Below are 18,713 nucleotides of genomic sequence, written 5' to 3'. Positions count from 1 at the left end.
CCTCAGGCCAACTGCCGCGCCAGCAAGCGGCTCACGTGAACCGCCTCGCGCCGCGCGCCGTCGTGGATCTGGTGGCGGCAACTGGTGCCGTCGGCCACCACGATGGCGTCGGGCTGGGCCCGCACCGCGGGCAGCAGGCTCAACTCGGCCATCTGCATCGACACCGCCTGGTGCGCGGCCTCGTAGCCGAAGCTGCCCGCCATGCCGCAGCAACTGCTCTCGATCAGCGTGGGCTTCGCGCCCGGCACCCAGTTGAGCACCTCCATCGCGGGCGAGACGGCATCGAAGGCCTTCTGGTGGCAGTGGCCGTGCACCAGCACGGGCTGTGACACGGGCCGCAAGCGCGACTTGAGCGCGTCGAGCCGGCCGTCGCGCGCCTCGCGCGCCAGGAACTCCTCGAACAGCAGGGCCTGGTCCGCCACCACCTGCGCGCCCTCGCCCAGTCCCAGCACGAGGCATTCGTCGCGCAGCGTGAGCAGGCAGGACGGCTCCAGGCCCACGATGGCCAGCCCGCGCTCGGCCAGCGGCCGCAGGCTGCCCACCAGCTCACGCGCTTTCTCGCGCGCGGCGTCGACCATGCCCGCCGCCAGGTAGGTGCGCCCGCAGCACAGGTGACCGTCACCTTCTTGCTTCGCGGCCACGTGCACCGTGTAGCCCGCCGCCTGCAGCACGCGCACGGCATCGCGCGCGTTCTCGTCCTCGAAGTGGCCGTTGAAGGTGTCCACGAACAGCACCACGCCGCGCTCGGCGGCCAGCACCTCCTCGCGGGTGGCCGTGCGCGGCGGTTCGTTGAAGAAATGGCGGCGGCGCCAGGCGGGCAGGCTGCGCGCCGCGCTCAGGCCCAGCCAGCGCTCGCCCAGCGCGGCCAGCCAGGGCCAGCGGTTGCGCAGATTGAGCAGCGGCGCCAGCGGCGCCACGCGGCGCGCGTAGTCGGGCAGGTGCGCGATGAGCCGGTCCTTGAGCGAGTGCCCGTGGCGCGCATGGTGGTGGTGCAGCCACTCGAGCTTCATGCGCGCCATGTCCACGCCGGTGGGGCAGTCGCGCTTGCAGCCCTTGCAGCCCACGCACAGGTCCATGGCCGCGCGCACGGCCTCGCCGGTGAAGGCCTCGGCGCCCGACAGGCCGTCGAGCTGCCCGCTGAGCGCCAGCCGCAGGGTGTTGGCCCGCCCGCGTGTGAGGTGCTGCTCGTCGCGCGTGACGCGGTAGCTCGGGCACATGGTGCCGGCGTCGAACTTGCGGCAGTGCCCGTTGTTGTTGCACATCTCCACGGCCTTGGCCAGGCCCTGCGCAGGATCGCCTCCGCTGCCCGGGGCGCTGGTCTGCTCGGTCACCGGGTCGTTCTGCACGTTCCAGGCGCTCCAGTCCAGCGCGGTGCGGATGGGCACCACGCGGTAGCTGGGCGGGAAGCGCATGAGCCGGGTGTCGTCCATCCGGGGCGGGTCGACCATGCGGCTCGGGCACAGCAGGCCCTGCGGGTCGAAGCGCTGCTTGATGGCGCGGAAGGCCTCGTTCAGGCGCGGGCCGAACTGCCACCCGATCCACTCGCCGCGGCACAGGCCGTCGCCGTGCTCGCCGCTGTAGGCGCCCTTGTAGCGGCGCACCAGCGCGCTGGCCTCTTCGGCGATGGCGCGCATCTTCGCGGCGCCGTCCGTTCGCATGTCGAGGATGGGCCGCACGTGCAGCGTGCCCACCGAAGCGTGCGCGTACCAGGTGCCGCGCGAGCCGTGCCTGCGGAACACCTGCGTCAGCGCATCGGTGTACTCGGCCAGGCTCTCCAGCGGCACCGCGCAGTCCTCGATGAAGCTCACCGGCTTGCCGTCGCCGCGCAGGCTCATCATGATGTTCAGGCCTGCCTTGCGCACCTCCCACAGGTTCTTCTGCGGCGCGTCGTCCACCATCTCGACCACGCTGCCGGGCAGGCCCAGCTCGCCCATCAGGTCCACCAGTTCGCGCAGCTTGTGGCGGATGGCGTCCTTGCTCGGCCCGCTGAACTCGACGAGCAGCACGGCGTCGGGCTGGCCGCCCTTGATGTGCGGCGACAGCGCGGTGCGGATGGTGGGCGCGAAGGCGGGGTTCTTCAGCGAGAGCTCGATCATCGTGCGATCGACCAGCTCCACCGCCGTGAGCTGCCCCTGCGGCATGTTCTCGCCCAGCTTCACGATGTGCTGGGCGCTGTCCATGGCCTGGTAGAAGGTGGGGAAGTTCACCACGCCCAGCACCTTGGCCCTGGGCAGCTCGCTCAGGCGCAGGGTGAGCGATCGCGTGAGCGCCAGCGTGCCCTCGCTGCCGATCAGCAGGTGCGCCAGGTTGACCGAGCCATCGTCGGTGTAGGGCCTGGGGCTCTGGTTGCGAAAGACGTCGAGGTTGTACCCCGCCACGCGGCGCAGCACCTTGGGCCAGTGCGCGTCGATCTCGCCGGCGTGCTGCGCCGCCAGCTCGCGCACGAAGTCGCCGATGGCGCGCGCCTCGCCACTGGCGTCGGCGTAAGCGCCGAAGTCCAGCAGTTGCCCATCGGCCAGCCAGGCCTGCGCGCCCAGCACGTTGTGCACCATGTTGCCGTAGGCGATGGAGCGGCTGCCGCAGGAGTTGTTGCCGGCCATGCCGCCCAGCGTGGCCTGCGCGCTGGTGGACACGTCCACCGGGTACCACAGGCCCAGGGGTTTGAGCTGCGCGTTGAGGTGGTCGAGCACGATGCCCGGCTCGACCGTGGCCGTGCGGGCCTCGGCGTCCACCGCGAGCACGCGGCGCATGTGCTTGCTGTGGTCGATCACGAGGCCAGCGCCCACCGTCTGCCCGCATTGGCTGGTGCCGCCACCGCGCGGCACCAGCGGCACGCGCAACTGGCGGCAGACCTGCAGCGCGGTGGCCACGTCGTCCGCCGTGGCGGGCACGAAGACGCCCACCGGCATCTGCTGGTAGATGGAGGCATCGGTCGCGTAGCGCCCGCGGTCGGCGGGCGAGAACAGCACCTCGCCGCGCGTGTGCTGGCGCAGCTCGCGCGCCAGTTGCCCCGCCACCTCGCCGCCCACGCGCGCGGCCTGTTCGTAGGAGCGGTCGCCGTCGGCGCGGCCGAGGCCGATGGGGTCGGGTGCGTTCATGCGGGGCTGTCGTGGTGGGCGGCGCGCATCTGCTCGATGACGACGTCGCGTTTGTGGTGCAGGTGCTGCGTGAGCACGCGCGCCAGCGCCGCGCCGTCGCGCGCCTTGAGCGCGGCCACCATGGCCTCGTGCTCGGCGACCGCGCGCTGCCACTTCTCGCCGTCCTGGTTGGAGCGGAAGCGCAGGGCCTGCAGGCGCGCGTTGACCTGGTTGTAGGTGCTGGTGAGGACCGGGTTGCCCGCGGCCACATTGATCGCGCGGTGGATGGCGGCGTTGAGGCGGTAGTAGGTGGAGAGGTCGCGCCGCGTGTAGGCGGCCAGCATCTCGAAGTGCATGGCCTCGATCTCGGCCACCTCGGCGGCGCCGATGCGCTCGGCCGCCAACTGGCCGGACAGGGCCTCGAGCCCGGCCATCACCTCGAAGGTGTGGCGCACGTCCTCTTCATCAAGCTGCACCGCGACCGAGCCGCGGTTGGGCAGCAACTCCACCAGGCCCTCGGCCGCGAGCATCTTGATCGCCTCGCGCAGCGGCGTGCGCGAGATGCGCAGCGCCTCGCACAGGGCGCGCTCATTGAGCTTGGCGCCGGGCGGGATGTCGCCCTCCACCAGCATCTGCCGCAGGCGCGCGGCCACCTGTTCGTGCAGCACGGTGCGGGGGATGCTGGGGGCTTGGGAACTCATATGCGCAAATTTTGTATGCAAAAAAACAGCCGTCAATTGGGGCGTTTCCGGGTGATTCTAGGGCGATTGCCCTTGACATTTGAATTTTGAATACAAAAAATGCCCCAAGACCTTTCACCTGGCTTTCCACATGTTCACCACCGACGCCCACCCCACCGGCCGCCATTTCCTGCAGATCCCCGGCCCTTCGCCGGTGCCCGATCGCATCCTGCGCGCCATGAGCCTGCCCACCATCGACCACCGCGGCCCCGAGTTCGGGCGCCTGGGCCTGAAGGTGCTGGCGGACATGCAGAAGATTTTCAGGACGCGCCACCCGGTGATGATCTACCCCGGCTCGGGCACCGGCGCCTGGGAAGCGGCCCTGGTCAACGTGCTGAGCCCTGGCGACCACGTGCTGATGTACGAGACCGGGCACTTCGCCTTCCTGTGGAACCAGCTCGCCACGCGCCTGGGCCTCAAGACCGAGGTGCTGGGCCTGCCCGGCGCCGAAGGCTGGCGCCACGGCGTGCAGGCCGATCGCATCGAGCAGCGCCTCAAGGCCGACAGCGGCCACAGCATCAAGGCCGTGTGCGTGGTGCACAACGAAACCTCCACGGGCGTGACGAGCGACATCGCCGCCGTGCGCCGCGCCATCGACGCCGCGAAGCACCCGGCGCTGCTGCTGGTCGACACCATCTCGGGCCTGGCCGGCGCCGACTACCGCCACGACGAGTGGGGCGTGGACGTGACCGTCAGCGGCTCGCAGAAGGGCCTGATGCTGCCGCCGGGCATCGGTTTCAACGCGCTCTCGCCCAAGGCCATCGAGGCCAGCGCACGGGCCACCATGCCGCGCGCCTACTGGGGCTGGGCCGAGATGATCGAGATGAACAAGACGGGCTACTGGCCGTCCACGCCCAACACCAACCTGCTCTATGGCCTGAGCGAGGCCTGCGACATGCTGCTGGCCGACGGCCTGGAGCGCGTGTTCGCGCGCCACCAGCGCTGGGCCGCCGGCGTGCGCGCCGCCGTGCAGGCCTGGGGCCTGCCGATCCAGTGCGCCGACCCGGCGGTGTACTCGCCCATCCTCACCGGGGTGATGACGCCCGAGGGCGTGGACGCCGATGCGGTGCGCAAGCTCATCTATGAACGCTTCGACTGCTCGCTGGGCACCGGCCTGGGCAAGGTCAAGGGCCGCATGTTCCGCATCGGCCACCTGGGCGACAGCAACGACCTCACGCTGGTGGCCACCGTGGCCGGCTGCGAGATGGGCCTGAAGCTCGCCGGCGTGCGCCTCGCCGCCTCGGGCGTGCAGGCCCTCATGGACCACTTCTCGGCCCACCCGGGCGGCCTGCTGCAAGGCGCGCCCACCGCGAAAGAAAAGGCGCAGCCCGCGATGGCCTGAGCACCGACGAAGCGGCCCCGCAGCGTCCGTGGGCGGGGCCTGGCGTTTTCAGCGGACGACAACCACACAGGAGACAAGCATGCCAACTCGCCAACCTTCCCTGGCGGCCCTGACGCGACGGGCCCTCACCACCGCGCTGGGCTCCGCGGCGCTGCTGCTGGCCAGCGGCGCCGCGCACGCGCAGTTGGAGATCAAGCTGGGCCACGTGGGCGGGCCGGGCTCGCTGTTCGAGCGTTCGGCCAACGAGTTCGCACGCCTGGCCAACGAGCGCCTGGGCAACAAGGCCAAGGTGGTGGTGTTCGGCTCCAGCCAGCTCGGCGGCGACACGGAGATGATGCAGAAGCTGCGCCTGGGCACGCTGGAACTCTCCATTCCCTCGACGGTGATGTCCTCAACCGTACCGGCCTTCGGCATGTTCGAGATGCCCTACCTCGTGAAGAACCGCGATCACATGATGGCCATCGAGAAGGCCGTGGTCTGGCCCGCACTGGCGCCCATGGCCGACGAGAAGGGCTACAAGATCCTGGCCGTGTGGGAGAACGGCTTTCGCCACGTGACCAACAACGTGCGCCCCATCAACAAGCCCGAGGACCTGAAGGGCATGAAGCTGCGCGTGCCCCAGGGCGTGTGGCGCGTGAAGATGTTCCAGGCCTACGGCGCCAACCCCTCGCCGATGGCGCTCTCCGAGGTGTTCGTGGCGCTGCAGACCGGCGTGATGGACGGGCAGGAGAACCCGCTCACGCAGATCTACTCGTCCAAGTTCCAGGAGGTGCAGAAGTACCTCTCCATGACCGGCCACGTGTACACGCCGGCCTACCTGACCGCTGGCTCGCGCAAGTTCGCCTCGCTGCCGGCCGACGTGCGCGCCGTGCTCGAGAAGACCGCGAAGGACGTGCAGCCCTTCGTCTACAAGACCGCGGCCGAGCTCGACAAGGAGCTCGTCGACAAGATCAAGGCCGCCGGCGTGCAGGTGAACGACCCCGACAAGAACGCCTTCATCGCCGCCAGCAAGGCCGTCTACGCCGACTTCGGCAAGGAGGTGCCCGAAGGCGCCAAGCTGGTGGACACCGCCGTCGACCTCGGCGCAAAGTTCTGAGGCCGCGACACCGTGCTGCATTCCCTGCGACTCGCGTTCGAACGCACGCTCACGGCGTTCGTGATCTTCCTGCTGGGCTCGCTCGCGGTCATCGTCCTCATGGGCGTGGCCTACCGCAAGCTCGGCATTCCCATGGTCTGGTACGACGAGGTCGCCTCGATCGCGCTGGCCTGGCTCACCTACTACGGGGCCGGGCTGGCCGCGCTCAAGCGCTCGCACATCGGATTCCCCGGGCTGGTCAACGCCATGCCGCCGCACCTGCGCGTGCCCCTGGTGCTGCTGGGCGAAGGCATCGTGATCCTGTTCTTCGCCCTGCTCGGGTGGTTCGGCTACGAGGTGCTGGTGATCCTCGAAGGCGACGCCATGGTCAGCCTGCCCTGGGTGCCCACGCGCGTGACGCAATCGGTCATTCCGATCGGCTCGCTGGTCTTCATCGTGGCGCAACTGCTCACGCTGCCGGAGCTGCTGCGCCAGGCGCGTGGGGAAGGCGTGATCGATGCCGAGAAGCAGGAAATGCAACGCGAAATCGAAAAGGCAATGCAATCATGATGGCGCTCGGCATGTTCGTCGGCCTGCTGGCCCTCATCCTCATCAACGTGCCCATCGCCGTGGCGCTCGGCGCGGTGGCCATGGCGGCCATGGTGCTGCACGGCGGCATGGAGTCGCTGCTGGGCGCGGCCATCACCATGTTCAACGGCGCCACCAGCTTCCCGCTGCTGGCGATTCCGCTGTTCGTGCTGGCCGGCGCGATCATGAATTCCTCCAGCCTGTCGCGCCGGCTCATCGCCTTCGCCTCGGCGCTGTTCGGTTTCATCAAGGGCGGCCTGGCGATGGTCAACATCGGCACCTCGCTGTTCTTCGCCGAGATTTCCGGATCGGCCGTGGCCGACGTGGCGGCCATGGGTTCCATCCTGGTGCCCGCGATGAAGAAGAAGGGCTACCCCAAAGAATTCGCGGCCGCGGTCACCTCGTCCTCGGCCACGCTGGCGATCATCATCCCGCCCTCGATCCCGATGATCCTGTACGCGGTGATGGCCGAGGCCTCGGTGGTGCAGCTCTTCGTGGCCGGCATCGTCCCCGGCATCCTCGGCGGCGGCGGCATGATGGCCCTGGCCTATTGGTACGCCAAGCGCTACAACTACCCGGTGGAAGAGGTGTTCAGCTGGGCGCGCCTGAAGACCACCTTCAAGGACGCGGCCTGGGCCTTCCTGCTGCCGATGATCATCCTGGGCGGCATCTTCGGCGGCGTGGTCACGGCCACCGAAGGCGCGGCGCTGGCGGTGCTGGCCGCCCTGTTCATCGGCGGCGTCATCTACCGCGAGCTGAACCTGAAGCACCTGTACGAATCCATGGTCGAAGGCAGCGTGCAGACCGCCGTGGTGATGCTGCTGGTGGCGGCCTCCGCCCTGCTCGGCCACCTGCTCACCGAGCAGCAGATGCCGCAACAGCTGGCGGCCTGGATCGCCTCGCTCACCGACAACAAGTGGGCGGTGCTGGCCATCCTCAACATCTTCTTCCTGGTGGTCGGGCTCTTCCTGCACTCGGCGGCGGCGATCATCCTGGTGGTGCCGATCGTGATGCCGCTGGTCAAGGCCGTCGGCATCGACCCGGTGCACTTCGGCCTCATCGTCACCCTCAACCTGGGCATCGGCCAGCAGACGCCCCCGGTGGCCAGCGTGCTGGTCACGGCCTGCTCCATCGCCAAGGCCGACATGTGGAAGGTGACGCGCGTGAACCTGCCCTTCATCGGCGTGCTCATGGCCCTGCTGCTGCTGGTGACCTACGTGCCGGCGGTGCCGATGTTCCTGGTGGACGTGTTCTACCGATGAGCAGCGACGACCACAGCGGCCGCGTCGGGCTGAGCATCGACGCCGGCATCGCCACGCTGGTGTTCGACCGCCCCGCGGCGCGCAACGCCATGACCTGGACCATGTACCAGCAACTGGGCGAAGCCTGCGAGCGGCTGGCGAACGACGCCACGGTGCGCGCCGTGCTGCTGCGTGGCGCAGGGGGGCAGGCCTTCGTCGCCGGCACCGACATCGCGCAGTTCGCGGACTTCCGCGACGGCGAGGACGGCATCGCCTACGAGCGGCGCATCGACGCGGGCATCGCGCAACTGGCCGGCCTGCCCATGCCCACCATTGCCCTCGTGGAAGGCTGGGCCGTGGGCGGCGGCCTGGCCATCGCCACCGCCTGCGACTTCCGCCTGGCCACGCCAGGCGCGAAGTTCGGTGTGCCGATCGCGCGCACCCTGGGCAACGGCCTGTCGATGGCCAACATCGCGCGGCTGCGCGCCGCCTGGGGGCACGAGCGGGTGAAGCGCATGCTGCTGCTGGCCGAGATGGTGCCGGCCGAGGAAGCACTGGCCTGCGGCTGCCTGCACGCCGTGGTGACGCCCGAGGCGCTGGGCGAGGAAGGCCTGGCCCTTGCGAAGCGGCTGGCGGCGCTGGCGCCGGTGACGCAGCGCGTGAGCAAGGCCGCGCTGCAGCGCCTGGCCGTGCACGATCTGCCCGAGGGAGACGACCTCATCCGCGCCGTCTACGGCAGCGCCGATTTCCGCGAGGGCGTGCGCGCCTTCATCGACAAACGCCCGCCAGTCTGGAAGGGACAGTGAACACGCAGCGGCCCGTTTCCGCCGGCCCGCTGGCCGGTCTGCGCGTACTCGAACTCAGCCAGATCATGTCGGGCCCCACCTGCGGCCTGCTGCTGGCCGACCTGGGCGCCGAGGTGATCAAGATCGAGAAGCTGCCCGGCGGCGACGACTCGCGCGGCTACCGCGACCCGCAGGTCAATGGCGTGTCGGCGCCGTTCATGATGCTCAACCGCCACAAGCGCGGCCTGGCGCTCAACCTCAAGCTCGAGCGTGGCCAGCAGGTGCTCAAGCGCCTGGTGGAACGCGCCGACGTGCTGGTCGAGAACTTCCGCCTGGGCACCATGGACAAGCTGGGCCTGGGCTACGACGCGCTGGCCGCCATCAACCCCGGCCTCATCTATTGCGCCATCACAGGCTACGGGCGCACCGGGCCCTACGCCGACAAGGGCGGCTTCGACCTCATCGCGCAGGGCTTCGCGGGGCTGATGTCGATCACCGGCGAGCCCGGCAGGCCCCCGGCCAAAAGCGGCAGCGCGGTGTCGGACATGAACGCCGGCATCCTCGCCACCGTGGGCATCCTGGCGGCGTACATCCACCGCCTGAAAACCGGCCAGGGCCAGATCGTCGACACCTCGCTGGCCGACGCCGCCTTGCAGCAGACCTACTGGCACGCGGCGGTGTGGTTCGCCACGCAGCGCTCGCCGCAGCCCACGGGCTCGGCCCACCTGCTCACGGCGCCCTACCAGGCCTTCGAGGCCAGCGATGGCTGGATCAACATCGGCGGTGCCAACCAGGCCAACTGGGAGCGCATCTGCGAGGTGCTGGGACACCCTGAATGGCGCGAGGACCCGCGCTTCGCCACCAACAGCGAGCGCATGGCGCACCTGGACGAACTGGTGGACCGGATCAACGCCGTGGTGCGCACCCGCAGCCGCGCCGAGTGGCAGGCCGCCTTCGACACCGCCGGGGTGCCGGCCGGGCCGGTGCACAGCATCGGCGAGGCCCTGAGCCACCCGCAGACCCTGGCGCGCGGCATGGTGGTGGAGACCGTGCACCCGCAGGCCGGGCCCACGCGCGGCGTGGGCTGCCCCATCCACTTCAGCGCCACGCCCACGCCGGCCAGCACGGCGGCGCCGCTGCTGGGGCAGCACACGCGCGAACTGCTGCGCGAGGCCGGCTACGGCGATGCGCAGATCGATGCGCTGATCGACGAAGGGGTGGTGGCGCAGGCGGCCTGAGGGCCGCGGCGGGTCAGACCCGCTCGGCCACCCAGCCCTGCACGGAATCCAGCGCCTTGCCCAGCCCGCTCGGGTCGGTGCCGCCGGCCATGGCCATGTCGGGCTTGCCGCCGCCCTTGCCGCCCACCTGCTGGGCGACGAAGTTCACCAGATCGCCCGCCTTGAGCTGGCCCACGCGGTCGGCCGTGACGCCGGCGGCGAGCTGCACCTTGCCTCCGTCCACGGCCGCCAGCACGATGGCCGCGCTCTTGAGCTTGTCCTTGAGCTTGTCCATGGTGTCGCGCAGGGCCTTGGCATCGGCGCCGTCGAGCGTGGCGGCCAGCACCTTCAGGCCCTTCACGTCGACCGCGCGGCCCAGCAGCTCGTCGCCCTGGTTCGAGGCCAGCTTGCCCTTGAGCGCGGCGATCTCTTTTTCCAGCGCCTTGATCTGCTCCAGCGTCTGACCGACGCGCGTGGTGAGCTCGGCCACCGGCGCCTTCAGAGCGCCCGCGGCCTGGGCCACGGTGCGCTCCAGCGACTGCAGGTAGGCCAGCGCGTTCTCGCCGGTGACCGCCTCGATGCGGCGCACGCCGGCGGCCACGCCGCCTTCGCCCACGATCTTGAACAGGCCGATGTCGCCGGTGCGCTGCACGTGCGTGCCGCCACAGAGCTCGCGGCTGCTGCCGATGTCGAGCACGCGCACGGTGTCGCCGTATTTCTCGCCGAACAGCATCATCGCGCCCGTCTTCTGCGCCGACTCGATGTCCATCAGGCGCGCCTGCGTGGCCGCGTTGGCCAGGATCTCGGCGTTGACCAGGGCCTCGATGCGGCGGATCTGCTCCTCCGTCAGCGGCGCGTTGTGCGCGAAGTCGAAGCGCGTGCGCTCGGCGTTCACCAGCGAACCCTTCTGCTGCACGTGATCGCCCAGCACCTCGCGCAGGGCCTTGTGCATGAGGTGGGTGGCGCTGTGGTTGCGCACCGTGGCGGCGCGTTGGGCCGTGTTCACGCGCGCGGTGACGCTGTCGCCCACCTTGAGCGTGCCCTGCGACAGGCTGCCGTGGTGGCCGAACACGTCGGCCTTGATCTTCTGGGTGTCGGCGACGTCGAAGCGCGCGCCCGAACCCGCGGCGATCTCGCCCTGGTCGCCCACCTGGCCGCCCGCCTCGGAATAGAAGGGCGTGCTGTCGAGCACGACCACGCCGTTCTGGCCCGCGCGCAGTTCCTGCACCGCCGCGCCTTCCAGGTACAGCGCCACCACCTTGGCCGGCGCCTCCAGGGCCTCGTAGCCCACGAAGGCATTGCCCGCGCCGCTGTACTCCAGCGCCTTGTCCATCTTGAACTTGCCGGCGGCGCGCGCCTGCGCCTTCTGGCGCTCCATCGCGGCATCGAAGCCGGCCTCGTCCACCGCCACGCCGCGCTCGCGGCAGACGTCGTTGGTCAGGTCCAGCGGGAATCCGTAGGTGTCGTGCAGCTTGAAGGCCACCTCGCCGGGCAGCACCTTTTGATCACCGGCGAGCGCGGCGTCGAGGATCTCCATGCCGTTGGCGAGCGTCTCGTAGAAGCGCTCCTCTTCGGCCTTGAGCACCTCGGTGATGCGCTGCGCCTGCTTCGCCAGGTTCGGGTAGGCTGCGCCCATCTTGTCCACCAGCACGGGCACCAGCTTGTGGAAGAACGGCGTCTTCTGGCCCAGCTTGTAGCCGTGGCGGATGGCGCGGCGGATGATGCGGCGCAGCACGTAGCCGCGGCCTTCGTTGCTGGGGATCACGCCGTCGCTCACCAGGAAGGCGGTGGCGCGGATGTGATCGGCGATGACCTTGAGCGAGGGGTTGGCGAGGTCGGTGGTGTGCGTCTCGCGCGCGGCCGCCGCGATCAGCGCCTCGAAGATGTCGATTTCATAGTTGCTGTGCACGTGCTGCAGGATGGCGGCCAGGCGCTCCAGGCCCATGCCGGTGTCCACGCAGGGCGCGGGCAGTTTCACCACGCTGCCGTCTTCCTTCATGTCGAACTGCATGAACACGTGGTTCCAGATCTCGATGAAGCGGTCGCCGTCTTCGTCCGGGCTGCCCGGCGGGCCGCCGGGAATGTGCGGGCCGTGGTCGTAGAAGATCTCCGAGCAGGGGCCGCAGGGGCCGGTGTCGCCCATCATCCAGAAGTTGTCGCTCTTGTACTTGCCGCCTTTGTTGTCGCCGATGCGGATCACGCGCTCGGGCGGCAGGCCGATCTCCTTCGTCCAGATGTCGAAGGCCTCGTCGTCGTCGATGTAGACGGTGGCCAGCAGGCGCTCCTTGGGGAGTTTGTAGACCTCGGTCAGCAGCTCCCAGGCCCACTCGATCGCCTCGCGCTTGAAGTAGTCGCCGAACGACCAGTTGCCCAGCATCTCGAAGAAGGTGTGGTGGCGCGCGGTGTAGCCCACGTTCTCCAGGTCGTTGTGCTTGCCGCCGGCGCGCAGGCAGGCCTGCACCGAGGCCGCGCGCACGTAGGGGCGCTTGTCGGTGCCCAGGAACACGTCCTTGAACTGCACCATGCCCGAGTTGGTGAACATGAGCGTGGGGTCGTTGCCCGGCACCAGGGGGCTGGACGGCACCACCGTGTGGCCCTTGGAGGCGAAGAAGTCCAGGAAGCTCTTGCGGATGTCGGCGACGGAGACGGGGGCGGTCATGGGGGCCTGTCGGTGAGGGTCGGGTCGGTGGGGGTCGGGCGCGTGCCATGCACGCGAACCCGGTATTTTCCAACATGCCGAAGGACTATGCTCATGCGCTGAAACAGGCGCACAATCGCCCCATTTATTTAATAAGTTAAATTTCCTGCTTTCCCGCCACGCGCGACCCGACGGAGACCCCCATGGACATGAAAACCTCCCCCCTGGCCCTGCTGAAGGACCCCAGCCTGCTCAAGACCGACGGCCTGATCGACGGCCAGTGGGTCAAGGGCGGCGCCCGCTTCGACGTGAACGACCCCGCCACCGGCCTGAAGCTGGCGGACGTGGCCAACCTGGGCCCCGCCGACGCCGAGGCCGCCATCGCCGCCGCCGACAAGGCCTGGCCCGCCTGGCGCGCGCGCAGCGCCAAGGAACGCGCCAACCTGCTGCGCAAGTGGTACGACCTGCTGATGGCCAACCAGGAAGACCTGGGCCGCATCCTCACCGCCGAGCAGGGCAAGCCCTTCGCCGAGGGCAAGGGCGAGATCGCCTACGGCGCCAGCTTCGTGGAGTGGTTCGCCGAAGAGGCCAAGCGCGTCAACGGCGAGACCCTGCCCACCTTCGACCCCAACCGCCGCCTGCTGGTGCTCAAGCAGCCCATCGGCGTGTGCGCGGCCATCACGCCCTGGAACTTCCCGCTGGCCATGATCACGCGCAAGGTCGCGCCGGCCCTGGCCGCGGGCTGCCCGGTGGTCATCAAGCCGGCCGAGCTCACGCCGCTGACGGCCCTGGCCGCGGCCGAGCTGGCCATGCGCGCGGGCATTCCGGCGGGCGTGCTCAACGTCATCACCGCCGACTCGCAGCAGAGCATCGCCGTGGGCAAGGCCCTGTGCGCCAGCGACACCGTGCGCCACCTGAGCTTCACCGGCTCCACCGAGGTCGGCCGCATCCTCATGGCGCAGTGCGCGCCCACGGTGAAGAAGCTGAGCCTGGAGCTCGGCGGCAACGCGCCCTTCATCGTCTTCGACGACGCCGACGTCGATGCGGCCGTGGAGGGCGCGCTGGCCAGCAAGTACCGCAACGCGGGCCAGACCTGCGTGTGCGCCAACCGCTTCTACGTGCAGGCGGGCGTGTACGACGAGTTCGTGAAGAAATTCGCCGCCAGGGTCAAGGCCTTCAAGGTCGGCAACGGTTTTGAAGACGGCGTGGTGCAGGGCCCGCTGATCGAGGACGCGGCCGTGGAGAAGGTGCAGCGCCATGTGGACGACGCGGTGGCCAAGGGCGGCACCGTGGTGGCCGGCGGCAAGAAGCTGCAGGGCCAGTTCTTCGAGCCCACGGTGGTGGCTGGCGCCACGCCCGACATGCTGTGCGCGCGCGAGGAGACCTTCGGCCCCTTCGCGCCGGTCTTCAAGTTCGAGTCGGAGCAGGAGGCGATCGACGCCGCGAACAACACCGAGTTCGGCCTGGCGAGCTACTTCTACAGCCGCGACGTGGGCCGCATCTTCCGCGTGAGCGAGGCGCTGGAGTACGGCATGGTCGGCATCAACGTGGGCATCCTGGCCACCGAGCACGTGCCCTTCGGCGGCGTGAAGCAGTCCGGCCTGGGCCGCGAGGGCTCGCACCATGGCATGGACGATTACGTCGAGATCAAATTCCTGTGCCTGGGCGATGTTCTGAAGTGACACACCCGATGCGCTTCACCTGGAACAACCCCTACCCCGTCTCGCGCGCGCCGGTGATGGCGCGCAACGTGGTGGCCACCACGCAGCCGCTGGCCGCGCAGGCCGGGCTGCGCATGCTGCTCAAGGGCGGCAACGCCATCGACGCGGCCATCGCCACCGCCGCCGCGCTCACCGTGGTGGAGCCCTGCTCCAACGGCCTGGGCAGCGACAACTTCGCGATCGTGTGGGACGGCGAGCGCCTGCACGGCATGAACTCGTCGGGCCTGTCGCCGGCGGGCTGGAGCACGGACTACTTCGAGCGCAAGCACGGCGGCCAGATCCCGCTGCGCGGCTTCGACGCCGTGACCGTGCCGGGTGCCGTGGGTGGCTGGGCCGCGCTGTCGGAGCGCTTCGGCGCCCTGCCTTTCGCCGACCTGATGGAGCCCGCCATCGAACTCGCCGAGCGCGGCCACGCGGTGGCACCGGTGATCGCGCACAAGTGGGCGCAGGCCGTGCCGCTGCTGCACGACAAGCCCGGCTTCGCCCAGGCCTTCCTGCCGCACGGCCGCGCACCGCAGCCCGGTGAGCGCTTCAGCTTCCCCGACGCCGGCCGCGCGCTGCGCGCCATCGCCGACACGCGCGGCGAAGCCTTCTACCGCGGCGAGATCGCCGCCGCCATCGACGCCTTCGCGCGCGAGCACGGCGCGCAACTGCGCGCCAGCGACCTCGCCGCGCACCAGGCGCTGTGGGTCGACCCCATCGCGGTGAACTTCGCCGGCCACACCGTGCACGAGCTGCCACCCAACGGCCAGGGCATCGCCGCGCTGATGGCGCTGGGCATGCTCGAACAGCTCGACATCGGCCGTTTCGAGCCCGACAGCGTCGAAGGCCAGCACCTGCAGATCGAGGCGATGAAGATCGCCTTCGCCGACACCTACCGCTGGGTGGCCGACGAGCGCTTCATGACCGAGGTGCGCGCAGCCGACCTGCTCGACCCGGCTTACCTGCGCGAGCGCGCGACGCTCATCGACCCCACGCGCGCCATCGACCCCGGCCCGGGCCAGCCGCCGCGCGGCGGCACGGTCTACCTCACCACCGCCGACGCGCAGGGCCGCATGGTGAGCCTGATCCAGTCCAACTACCTGGGCTTCGGCAGCGGCGTGGTGGTGCCAGGCTGGGGCGTGAGCCTGCAGAACCGCGGCCACGGCTTCACGATGCAGGACGGCCACCCCAACCAGGTGGCGCCGGGCAAGCGGCCCTTCCACACCATCATTCCGGGCTTCGTCACGCGCAACGGCCAGCCCGTGATGGGCTTCGGCGTGATGGGCGCCAACATGCAGCCGCAAGGCCACGTGCAGACCCTGGTGCGCATGCTGGTGCACGGCCAGCAGCCGCAGGCCGCCAGCGACGCGCCGCGCTGGAAGTGGAGCAAGGGCCTGGACGTGGACTTCGAATCCACCATGGCCCCCCCACTGCGCGACGGCCTCAAGGCCCTGGGCCACCGCTTCGAACCCACCGCCGACACCTACCTCGATTTCGGCAGCGGCCAGTTCATCGCGCGGCTGAGCGACGACATCGAGGACGGCTACGTGGCCGCGAGCGACTCGCGGCGGGATGGGCAAGCGGTGGGGTTTTGAGGCGCTCCAGCCGGGGCACGCCAGGATCGGCCCCGGTCATTGGATCGGGATGAGTTCGAGCGCGCCATCCCCTTCGCGGACGACATCGGTGGCCAGTTTCTGATCCATCGTCGCGAGGCGACCGCGATGGGCGTGTGCCAAGGCGAGCAAGTAGCTGTCGGTCACGCGAGCATGGCTGCTCAGCAGTTGGGTTGCGAACAAGGACTCATCGGCAATGCTGAGCTTGTCGGGCCAGAACCGATGCCCTGGCAAACCACGGATGGCCATGAGCGAGGGAAGGACAGCGCTGGGTGGCCCCGGTGAGTTGGGGTATTTCGGGTGACCAACGATGCGGACAAGGCCGTTCTCGGTGAGTGGACAGGTGGCAAAGGCCTTGTGGCCCACGCGGTGGAACCAGTCGTGTGCAGCGTCATGCTGGACATGGGCCGGGTCGACGAGCGCGATCAGGACATTGACGTCCAGCAAATACGCCGTCACGGCAACTCGTCACGCAGCTGGTTGACGAGTTCCGGCGTCACGGTAGCGCCGCCGCGCTTGGGCAACAGCGGCACGCCATTGCGTTGTGCCCGCGCCGGGCGCGAGGCCCGCTCCAGCCCCTGACGGGCCAATGCGGAGATCACTTCGCCCACCGATTTGTGCTCGCGCTCGGCGAGGTACCTGGCCGTCGCCAGGATGTCGTCGTCAATGGCCAGCGTGGTTCGCATCGTCTTCTCCTGATGCTTTGCATCATACATCACGCATCAACCGATGTGTCCGAGGAAGCCCCTCTTGCGCACACGCCCCTCCCATCTCTTGGGCCGCTTCGCCGGCGGCTCCGCTCGCGCGAAGCGATATCGCGTATCGCACCGAGCGATGCGCCTGCGCCACCCGGGCCCGTAGACTGCCGCGTTCCCTCTTACGACGCGGCAGACCATGAACACCAGCCAGGACGGACAAGGACCCACGGTGGTTCTGAGCCACGCACTCGCCCTCGACCGCCACATGTGGGACGAGATCACGGCCCTGCTCGCCCCGCGCTACCGCGTGGTCCGCTACGACCACCGGGGCCACGGCCGGGGCCCCTCTCCCGAAGCGCCCTACAGCATCGACGACCTCGCCGACGACGCGGCCGAGGTGATCCGCTCGGTCTCGTCCACACCCGTGGTGTTCGCCGGTCTGTCGCTCGGGGGCATGGTGGGGCAGGCCCTGGCGGCACGCCACCCTTCGCTGCTGCGCGGCCTGGCGGTGATCAACTCCGCCCCGCACTACGCCGACCGCACGCTGTGGGACACACGCATCCAGGCCGTGCGCACCACCGGCATGCCCGCCGTGGCCGATGCGTCCATCGACCGCTGGCTCACGCCGGCCTTTCGCCAAAGCGCCGCGGGCCAGGCCGTGGCCGCGCGCCTGCGCCAGACCCTGCTCGACACCGACTCGCTGGGCTACGTGCGCGCCTGCGAAGCCATCGCCGCCATGGACCTGCGCGCCGGTAACCGGCGCATCACCACGCCCACGCTGATCGTCGCGGGGCGGCACGACCTGGCCACGCCGCTCGCGCAGTCGCAGGCCATCGCCGCCGACATCGCGGGCGCTCGCATCGTCGAGGTGGAGGCCGCGCACATCAGCGCGGCCGAATGCCCGGATGAACTTGCCCGCGTGCTGGACGATTGGATGCGCACGCTGCCCGCCGTGGCGGGCTGAGCCTCATTCCCGAGGCGCGTTGGCCGCGCGGCCATTGCGGTCATACGCCCGCGCCTGCAGGCGCGGAAACTCGCGGATCAGCGCCTGGCGCAGCCACTGGTTGGCCGGGTCGGAATGCGCGCTGCGGTGCCAGTACAGGTTGGCCTGAAACGTGGGCGGACGAAACGGCAGTTGCACCTGCCTGATGCGCGGGTGGTCGATGATGAAATCGGCCAGGGCCTGCGGCACCACGGCCACCGCGTCGCTCTCGGCCACGATCACCGGCACGCTCATGAAGTGCGGCGTGCGCAGCACCACGTCGCGCTGCAACTGGCGCCTCTGCAGGAAGCGGTCGAACACCTCCTGGCTGCGGCCGGTGGCCTCCACCACCACATGCGGCAGGCGCGCGAACTGATCCGGTGTCATGCGCTCGCCCAATTCCGGGTGGCGCGCGGCGGCGATGCAGGCGAAGGAGTGCAGCGCGATGCGCCGGTGCATGAAGGCCGAGCCCTTGATGTCGGGGTAGAAGCCGGCCGCCATGTCCACCTCGCCCGCGGCCATGGCCTCTTCCAGTTCGCGCGGCGACATGAACACCGAACGCAGGCTCATGCGCGAGGCGGTTTCCTTCAGCGCCCGCAGCGCGATGGGCAGGTAGATGCCCTCGGCGATGTCGGTGAGCGCGATGCGGAACTCGCGCGTGGAGGTGGTGGGGTCGAACACCGGCGGCTTGAGCACCTCGGCGTCCACCGACCGCATGATGCCGCGCACCGAATCGGCCAGGCTGCGCGCGCGGCTGGTGGGCTCCATGCCCGTGGCGCCGCGCAGGAACAGCGGGTCGCCCAATTGCCGGCGCAGGCGGGCCAGGGCCGTGCTCAGGCCGGGCTGGCTCATGTTCAAGGCCTGCGCGGCGCCACCGACGCTCTTCGCTTCGTACACCGCGAGAAACACCCGCAACAGGTTGAGATCGAATCGGGGTGTGGCGTCTTGTCCCATCTGCATTCCAGATATCGCTGATCGCCTTCATCTTATCGACTTATGGATGCTGCGTCCCTA

At 69.6% G+C, this 18,713-nt stretch carries 15 protein-coding genes; 9 read left to right on the top strand and 6 right to left on the bottom strand.

Annotated features, from left to right (window positions below):
- Window positions 1-2: 2 nt before the first annotated feature.
- Together GTO19_RS07515 and GTO19_RS07510 are read right to left on the bottom strand one after the other, a co-directional pair.
- A complete protein-coding gene (locus GTO19_RS07515; RefSeq protein ID WP_291019870.1) occupies window positions 3-3,098 on the bottom strand; it encodes an FAD-binding and (Fe-S)-binding domain-containing protein in 3,096 nt (1,031 codons plus the stop codon).
- On the bottom strand, window positions 3,095-3,778 hold the full coding sequence (locus GTO19_RS07510) for a GntR family transcriptional regulator (RefSeq protein ID WP_291019867.1): 684 nt from the start codon (window positions 3,776-3,778) through the stop codon (window positions 3,095-3,097). The genes GTO19_RS07515 and GTO19_RS07510 overlap by 4 nt, the downstream gene beginning before the upstream one ends.
- A gap of 130 nt (window positions 3,779-3,908) precedes the next feature.
- Between GTO19_RS07510 and GTO19_RS07505 the strand changes: the two genes are divergently transcribed.
- From GTO19_RS07505 to GTO19_RS07480, 6 genes are all read left to right on the top strand, one after another.
- Entirely contained in the window at window positions 3,909-5,159 is a 1,251-nt protein-coding gene (locus tag GTO19_RS07505; RefSeq protein WP_291019864.1) for an aminotransferase class V-fold PLP-dependent enzyme, read from the top strand.
- A 79-nt stretch (window positions 5,160-5,238) separates the two neighbouring features.
- Complete coding sequence (locus tag GTO19_RS07500; RefSeq protein WP_291019861.1) at window positions 5,239-6,255, top strand: TRAP transporter substrate-binding protein; 1,017 nt, start codon at window positions 5,239-5,241, stop codon at window positions 6,253-6,255.
- Between the two features lie 12 nt (window positions 6,256-6,267).
- Window positions 6,268-6,804 carry a TRAP transporter small permease gene (locus GTO19_RS07495; RefSeq protein ID WP_291019858.1) on the top strand — a complete coding sequence of 179 codons (537 nt, stop codon included), beginning with the start codon at window positions 6,268-6,270 and terminating at the stop codon, window positions 6,802-6,804.
- Window positions 6,801-8,084, top strand: a complete 1,284-nt coding sequence (locus GTO19_RS07490; protein WP_291019856.1) for a TRAP transporter large permease — start codon at window positions 6,801-6,803, stop codon at window positions 8,082-8,084. The genes GTO19_RS07495 and GTO19_RS07490 overlap by 4 nt, the downstream gene beginning before the upstream one ends.
- Complete coding sequence (locus GTO19_RS07485) at window positions 8,081-8,869, top strand: enoyl-CoA hydratase/isomerase family protein (protein ID WP_291019854.1); 789 nt, start codon at window positions 8,081-8,083, stop codon at window positions 8,867-8,869. Before GTO19_RS07490 ends, GTO19_RS07485 begins: the two co-directional genes overlap by 4 nt.
- Window positions 8,866-10,086 (top strand): CaiB/BaiF CoA-transferase family protein, encoded by a 1,221-nt coding sequence (locus GTO19_RS07480; RefSeq protein ID WP_291019852.1) that lies wholly within the window; start codon window positions 8,866-8,868, stop codon window positions 10,084-10,086. Before GTO19_RS07485 ends, GTO19_RS07480 begins: the two co-directional genes overlap by 4 nt.
- Window positions 10,087-10,099: 13 nt before the next feature.
- Here the strand turns inward: GTO19_RS07480 and alaS are convergent, their stop codons facing one another.
- Entirely contained in the window at window positions 10,100-12,724 is a 2,625-nt protein-coding gene (gene alaS, locus GTO19_RS07475) for an alanine--tRNA ligase (RefSeq protein ID WP_291019850.1), read from the bottom strand.
- Window positions 12,725-12,906: 182 nt separating this feature from the next.
- Between alaS and GTO19_RS07470 the strand changes: the two genes are divergently transcribed.
- On the top strand, window positions 12,907-14,385 hold the full coding sequence (locus GTO19_RS07470; RefSeq protein ID WP_291019848.1) for an NAD-dependent succinate-semialdehyde dehydrogenase: 1,479 nt from the start codon (window positions 12,907-12,909) through the stop codon (window positions 14,383-14,385).
- An 8-nt stretch (window positions 14,386-14,393) separates the two neighbouring features.
- On the top strand, window positions 14,394-16,001 hold the full coding sequence (locus tag GTO19_RS07465) for a gamma-glutamyltransferase family protein (RefSeq protein ID WP_291019845.1): 1,608 nt from the start codon (window positions 14,394-14,396) through the stop codon (window positions 15,999-16,001).
- A 36-nt stretch (window positions 16,002-16,037) separates the two neighbouring features.
- Here GTO19_RS07465 and GTO19_RS07460 read toward each other — a convergent pair whose 3' ends face one another.
- A complete protein-coding gene (locus GTO19_RS07460) occupies window positions 16,038-16,478 on the bottom strand; it encodes a TA system VapC family ribonuclease toxin (RefSeq protein WP_291019841.1) in 441 nt (146 codons plus the stop codon).
- Window positions 16,475-16,705 carry a CopG family transcriptional regulator gene (locus GTO19_RS07455; RefSeq protein WP_291019838.1) on the bottom strand — a complete coding sequence of 77 codons (231 nt, stop codon included), beginning with the start codon at window positions 16,703-16,705 and terminating at the stop codon, window positions 16,475-16,477. Before GTO19_RS07455 ends, GTO19_RS07460 begins: the two co-directional genes overlap by 4 nt.
- Before the next feature lie 208 nt (window positions 16,706-16,913).
- Between GTO19_RS07455 and GTO19_RS07450 the strand changes: the two genes are divergently transcribed.
- Window positions 16,914-17,681: an alpha/beta fold hydrolase gene (locus tag GTO19_RS07450; RefSeq protein ID WP_291019835.1), complete on the top strand. Its 768-nt coding sequence runs from the start codon at window positions 16,914-16,916 to the stop codon at window positions 17,679-17,681.
- Between the two features lie 3 nt (window positions 17,682-17,684).
- Here GTO19_RS07450 and GTO19_RS07445 read toward each other — a convergent pair whose 3' ends face one another.
- Complete coding sequence (locus GTO19_RS07445) at window positions 17,685-18,659, bottom strand: LysR family transcriptional regulator (RefSeq protein WP_291025854.1); 975 nt, start codon at window positions 18,657-18,659, stop codon at window positions 17,685-17,687.
- Between the last annotated feature and the right edge of the window lie 54 nt (window positions 18,660-18,713).

Source organism: Hydrogenophaga sp. (assembly GCF_011772445.1).
GTDB lineage: Bacteria > Pseudomonadota > Gammaproteobacteria > Burkholderiales > Burkholderiaceae_C > Hydrogenophaga.
The sequence above is the reverse complement of the archived record's forward strand: the minus strand, read 5'-3'. Positions and strand labels throughout refer to the sequence as shown.

Coding starts and splice junctions, on each gene's coding strand:
- GTO19_RS07450 (WP_291019835.1), top strand. CDS start 16,914: ATGAACACCAGCCAGGACGGACAAGGACCCACGGTGGTTCTGAGCCAC.
- GTO19_RS07470 (WP_291019848.1), top strand. CDS start 12,907: ATGGACATGAAAACCTCCCCCCTGGCCCTGCTGAAGGACCCCAGCCTG.
- alaS (WP_291019850.1), bottom strand. CDS start 12,724: ATGACCGCCCCCGTCTCCGTCGCCGACATCCGCAAGAGCTTCCTGGAC.
- GTO19_RS07485 (WP_291019854.1), top strand. CDS start 8,081: ATGAGCAGCGACGACCACAGCGGCCGCGTCGGGCTGAGCATCGACGCC.
- GTO19_RS07515 (WP_291019870.1), bottom strand. CDS start 3,098: ATGAACGCACCCGACCCCATCGGCCTCGGCCGCGCCGACGGCGACCGC.
- GTO19_RS07465 (WP_291019845.1), top strand. CDS start 14,394: ATGCGCTTCACCTGGAACAACCCCTACCCCGTCTCGCGCGCGCCGGTG.
- GTO19_RS07490 (WP_291019856.1), top strand. CDS start 6,801: ATGATGGCGCTCGGCATGTTCGTCGGCCTGCTGGCCCTCATCCTCATC.
- GTO19_RS07500 (WP_291019861.1), top strand. CDS start 5,239: ATGCCAACTCGCCAACCTTCCCTGGCGGCCCTGACGCGACGGGCCCTC.
- GTO19_RS07455 (WP_291019838.1), bottom strand. CDS start 16,705: ATGCGAACCACGCTGGCCATTGACGACGACATCCTGGCGACGGCCAGG.
- GTO19_RS07445 (WP_291025854.1), bottom strand. CDS start 18,659: ATGCAGATGGGACAAGACGCCACACCCCGATTCGATCTCAACCTGTTG.
- GTO19_RS07510 (WP_291019867.1), bottom strand. CDS start 3,778: ATGAGTTCCCAAGCCCCCAGCATCCCCCGCACCGTGCTGCACGAACAG.
- GTO19_RS07505 (WP_291019864.1), top strand. CDS start 3,909: ATGTTCACCACCGACGCCCACCCCACCGGCCGCCATTTCCTGCAGATC.